Source organism: Bacteroides xylanisolvens XB1A (assembly GCF_000210075.1).
Classification (GTDB): Bacteria; Bacteroidota; Bacteroidia; order Bacteroidales; family Bacteroidaceae; genus Bacteroides; species Bacteroides xylanisolvens.
On the sequence record NC_021017.1, the window covers coordinates 1,009,962 to 1,012,254 of the forward strand.

At 47.8% G+C, this 2,293-nt stretch carries 2 protein-coding genes; both read right to left on the reverse strand.

The genetic code is table 11. The annotated features are described in order from the left end of the window. Positions 1-31 precede the first annotated feature (31 nt). A complete protein-coding gene (pgl, locus tag BXY_RS04300) occupies positions 32-763 on the reverse strand; it encodes a 6-phosphogluconolactonase (protein ID WP_015531267.1) in 732 nt (243 codons plus the stop codon). Then, positions 760-2,256: a glucose-6-phosphate dehydrogenase gene (gene zwf / locus BXY_RS04305; protein ID WP_015531268.1), complete on the reverse strand. Its 1,497-nt coding sequence runs from the start codon at positions 2,254-2,256 to the stop codon at positions 760-762. Before zwf ends, pgl begins: the two co-directional genes overlap by 4 nt. Positions 2,257-2,293 lie beyond the last annotated feature (37 nt).

Genomic DNA, 2,293 nt, shown 5'->3' on the forward strand with positions numbered 1-2,293 from the left:
TTTTTCTGTTAGTTTCGTCAACGAAACAGTTCTAATTCATTTTTTTATTACTATCGTCAATATATGCGGCAGCCGCTTTATCCACAAATAGCTCTACATTCTGCGCGTGATGAGCTATATAGGCTGCGGGACCAGTGTCTCCCGAATGACAGATTTCTTCTACTACGTCGACTTTATTTTTTCCGGTAATCAGGAAAATGACATAGCGGGCATTCTGAATGGGGTATCCCGTCATTGCGATGCGTTTCTGCCCGTTACGGGGATGGGCGCTGACTACATAAATAGAGTTTGAAGTCAGCAAATCTTCTTGTCCGGGAAAGATGGAAGACGTGTGTCCGTCGTCTCCGGCCCCCAACAGTACAATATCAAATTCGGGCCAGCCACGCTTCAGCGGTACTTGCTGCCGGACTAACTCCGAATAACGGACCGCTTCTTTCGCAGGCTTCGCCTCTCCACGAATACGGAATACATTTTCATACAAAATAGGAGTCAAACCCAAAAGAAGGTTGCGCATCATTCCGTAATTACTGTCCGAATCATCGGGAGGCACACAACGTTCATCCACCCAATAAATCCGCATACGATCCCACGGGGTAATATCCATGTATTCATTCGCCCATAAATCGAACATCAGAGCAGGTGTGTTGCCACCGCTGACTGCGATATTGAACACTCTGTCCGGCTCTTCATTCATGATTTCCACCAAGCGGAGTATCAATGCTCGTGAAGTTTCAATAGATGAGGGAAAAACTGATAGTTTCATAATTCACAATATTGATCTGTATTCGTCAAATTCTTACAAGGATTCGTCCAGTCGGCCCCATGTTCGTGCATCATCGCTTCGCTTTCCAGAGGTCCCCATGTACCTGCGGGATAACCGTAGAGAGGTGCATCAGGGTTGTCTTTCCAATAACGGAGTACCGGATCGAAAAATTTCCATGAGGCTTCTACCGCGTCACTTCGAGTAAATAAAGTCGGATCACCCTGTATGCAGTCGTCTATCAGACGGGCATAAGCGTCGCCACTGGGTACGCCGCCCAACTGCGCGTAACTGAAATCCATCATCACCTGGCGCACTTCAAAACCTGCGCCGGGGACTTTCATTCCGATTTTGAGCACTATTCCTTCATTCGGTTGCAAACGAAGAATCAATTTATTAGCCCGCGGACAGTTGCCACCGGCACAATGAAACATCTGATGAGGTGTCTCACGGAAATGAACGACGATTTCCGTTACTTTCGTCGGCATTTGTTTACCTGTACGAATGTAGAACGGAACGCCACTCCAGCGCCAGTTGCTAATGCCCAGTTTCATGGCAATATAAGTATCCGTGCGCGAATCGGGAGCCACTCCTTTTTCTTCACGGTAGCCTTTTTTATTGCCGGAGGCTGTATATTGTCCACGAACGATATGTTCGTTCAAATCCACTTCATTCAACGGGGTGAGAGATTCGTAGACCTTCACCACTTCGTTGCGGAAATTGTCCGCGTTGAAAACAGCGGGCGGTTCCATAGCCGTAAGGGCTACGAGCTGTATCAGGTGATTCTGCACCATATCGCGCAGCGCACCTGCCGTTTCATAGAATCCGCCGCGTTGTTCGATACCCAGATTTTCTACGGCTGTGATTTCTACGTAGTCGATATAGTTACGGTTCCAGAGAGGTTCGAAGATGCCGTTGGCAAAACGGAAAGCCAGTACATTCTGGGCTGTTTCCTTACCGAGAAAATGGTCGATACGGTAAATCTGATGCTCATTGAATACAGAGGCATACGTTTTATTCAGTTCACGTGCCGATTCGAGATCATAACCGAAAGGTTTCTCGACGATGATACGTGAATGGGGGGTGTTGAGTCCGGCAGCTTTCAGGTACAAGGGCACTACTCCGTACAATGACGGCGGAGTGGCTAGGTAGAACAGCAGGTTGTCCGGGTCTACCTCACCGGTCAAGTCGACCAGACGTTGGCGGAGTTGCGGGTAACCTTCTTCTTTTGCCGGGTCCATCGGTAAATAGTAGAGATGGGAGACAAACGAAGCCATCAGAGCTGTGTCCTGTTCTTCGGACTTTACGAACTGTTGCAGTTCTTCTAAGATATAGGAACGGTAGTTATCGTCAGAGTAGACCGTACGCCCGATACCCAATATAGAATACTCTCCGGTCAACCGCTTTTCACGGTAGAGGGAGTAAAGGGCGGGCATCAGCTTACGCTTGGTCAGATCACCCGACGCACCGAAAATTATCATTGCAAATTTATCCATTTTTCAAGAGTTGTTTTAATTTCTGTTTTGAGATGGT